The organism is Mesorhizobium sp. M1E.F.Ca.ET.041.01.1.1 (genome assembly GCF_003997355.1).
Classification (GTDB): Bacteria; Pseudomonadota; Alphaproteobacteria; order Rhizobiales; family Rhizobiaceae; genus Mesorhizobium.
This window is the reverse complement of sequence record NZ_RZSL01000889.1, coordinates 1-1,820: the sequence shown is the minus strand read 5'-3', so window position 1 is coordinate 1,820 and position 1,820 is coordinate 1. Positions and strand designations below refer to the sequence as shown.

At 62.3% G+C, this 1,820-nt stretch carries 2 protein-coding genes and 1 pseudogene; 1 reads left to right on the top strand and 2 read right to left on the bottom strand.

Translation table 11 applies throughout. From position 1 onward, the window contains the following. A pseudogene (locus tag EOA38_RS35515) lies at positions 1-206 on the bottom strand (ABC transporter ATP-binding protein/permease); the annotation flags it as partial. A gap of 586 nt (positions 207-792) precedes the next feature. Here EOA38_RS35515 and EOA38_RS35510 point away from each other — a divergent pair. Next, complete coding sequence (locus EOA38_RS35510; RefSeq protein WP_245481005.1) at positions 793-1,227, top strand: hypothetical protein; 435 nt, start codon at positions 793-795, stop codon at positions 1,225-1,227. A gap of 32 nt (positions 1,228-1,259) precedes the next feature. Here the strand turns inward: EOA38_RS35510 and EOA38_RS35505 are convergent. Then, a partial coding sequence (locus EOA38_RS35505) for a DsbA family protein (RefSeq protein ID WP_145966251.1) occupies positions 1,260-1,820 on the bottom strand: 561 nt, incomplete at its 5' end.

Here is a 1,820-nt window from a genome sequence, read left to right as displayed (position 1 = left end):
GGGTTGGTGTTGGCGGCGTCGTGAAAGAAAGCGATCGAATTCACCAGCTCGCCGGATGCCATGGCGAACCATACGCCAGCCTTGCTGGAGAGCGCGGTGAGCAGCGCAATGACGAGGGTGAGGGTCCAGGCTTCCTTCCACCGGTCGGAGAACCAGTAGGCTCGCATCAGCCCCCAGAAGGTACGCATCGACGATACCGGCGTCAGGCGCGAGGGCTTTGCCGCCTCGCTGGGTAGTTCTGCCGGTACTGTACGTCGCGGTCTGCCGACCCGAATCACGATCCCGCCCAAACCTTTCTTGTTTTGTTACACACAGTAACACCAATTGATCATTTTCCATTAATTTTCTGCCCCCGAATGTGAACAGGGTTATCCGCCGTGGCGCGAGGGCAACAGAAGAGCCTCGCCGGTCAGGCGCATCCGACGCGGATTTTACGTTTTATTTCAGCGCGTTGGGGGCAGCGGTCCGAGGTCGTGCCGACTTTACCTTAGGGAAAGCAAAAACACGGTTTTGTGAACGGAAATGACATGCCGGCCGGCTGGGTTCGCAACTGAGCGATGGCCGCAAGGCCGCAAAAACGGGTACTGTCCGTCTCTTCCGGCTCGCCTGAATCGCCCTTTCCAGGCCTCGCGAAATGTCCGGGCATGAACTTGGTGGCGAACTCGTATTTGTTGGCGCCGCGCCACAGCTGAAGCGGACATGCCGGGCCAGGCCGATCGGTGAGCGTTGACAATTTTGCCCCTCAGCGGTCGAATCTGCCCGGCGATTGCTTCGCATCGAGGGGGACCAGCAATGTCTATACGGATGATTTCGGTCGCGATGCTCGCGGCCTTCGCATGGCTGCCGCAGGCACATGCCGGCAACCAGACCATTCCGGCCGGCGCCGAGGGCCAGATCGAATTCAACACGCCATCCGGCAATATCGGCTGCATCTATACGCCGAAGGGCGGCACCAGCACCTACCAGCCACGGGATGGCGGGCCTGAGCTGTCATGCTCGCGTGTCGAGCCGAGCTACGTGACGGTCATATTGGGGCCGAAGGGGGCGGCGACCTTGATCAAGAACCCGGGCGAGCAGGGCTGCTGCGGCGACGTGACCAAGCTTGGCTATGGCAACAGCTGGAGCAAGGGGTCATTCACGTGTCTGTCGTCGAAGAAGGGATTGACCTGCACGAGCAGCGGCGGCCACGGCTTCTTCATCAGCAAGGCGAAGGTGACGGTGAAATAGGCTGGCCTGGAGCGGTTCAGCTTTTGGACGCTCTAGATCGCCGTTTCCAGTTCGCCCCGCGCCTTGGCCTGGGCGACCTGGCGGATGGCGTCGGCAAGCGTGTCGGCGTCCTGCGCGCCCATCACGGCATATTTGCCCTCGAGCAGGAAACAGGGCACGCCGGTGATGCCCATGCGCGATGCGGTGGCGATCTCGTTGCGGACGGCGTCGACATCGGCATCCGTCGGCAGCAGCGTTTCGACCACGGAAGCGTCCATGCCCGCCTTGCGGGCGGCTTCGACCAGCACGGCATGGTCGCCGAGATTGGCGCCTTCCTCGAAATTCAGTTGGAAGAGGCGGCGTACCAGCCGGTTCTGCACATCTTCACCGGCGGCGCCCGCCCAGCGGATGACGCGGTGAGCGTCCAGCGTGTTGGGCGCGACCTTGATGGCGCCGAAAGCGAAACGGATGCCTTCCGCTTCGCCGAGCGGTTCGATGCGCGCATGGATCTGGCGGATACGCTCCTCGCTGCCGAATTTGCCCAGCATGTATTGGCGGCGATCCATGCCACCTTGCGGAATGGTCGGATCGAGCTGGAACGGCCGCCAGCGCAC

Excerpts from the sequence above, each read along its gene's own strand:
- EOA38_RS35510 (WP_245481005.1), top strand. The coding sequence starts at position 793 with ATGTCTATACGGATGATTTCGGTCGCGATGCTCGCGGCCTTCGCATGG.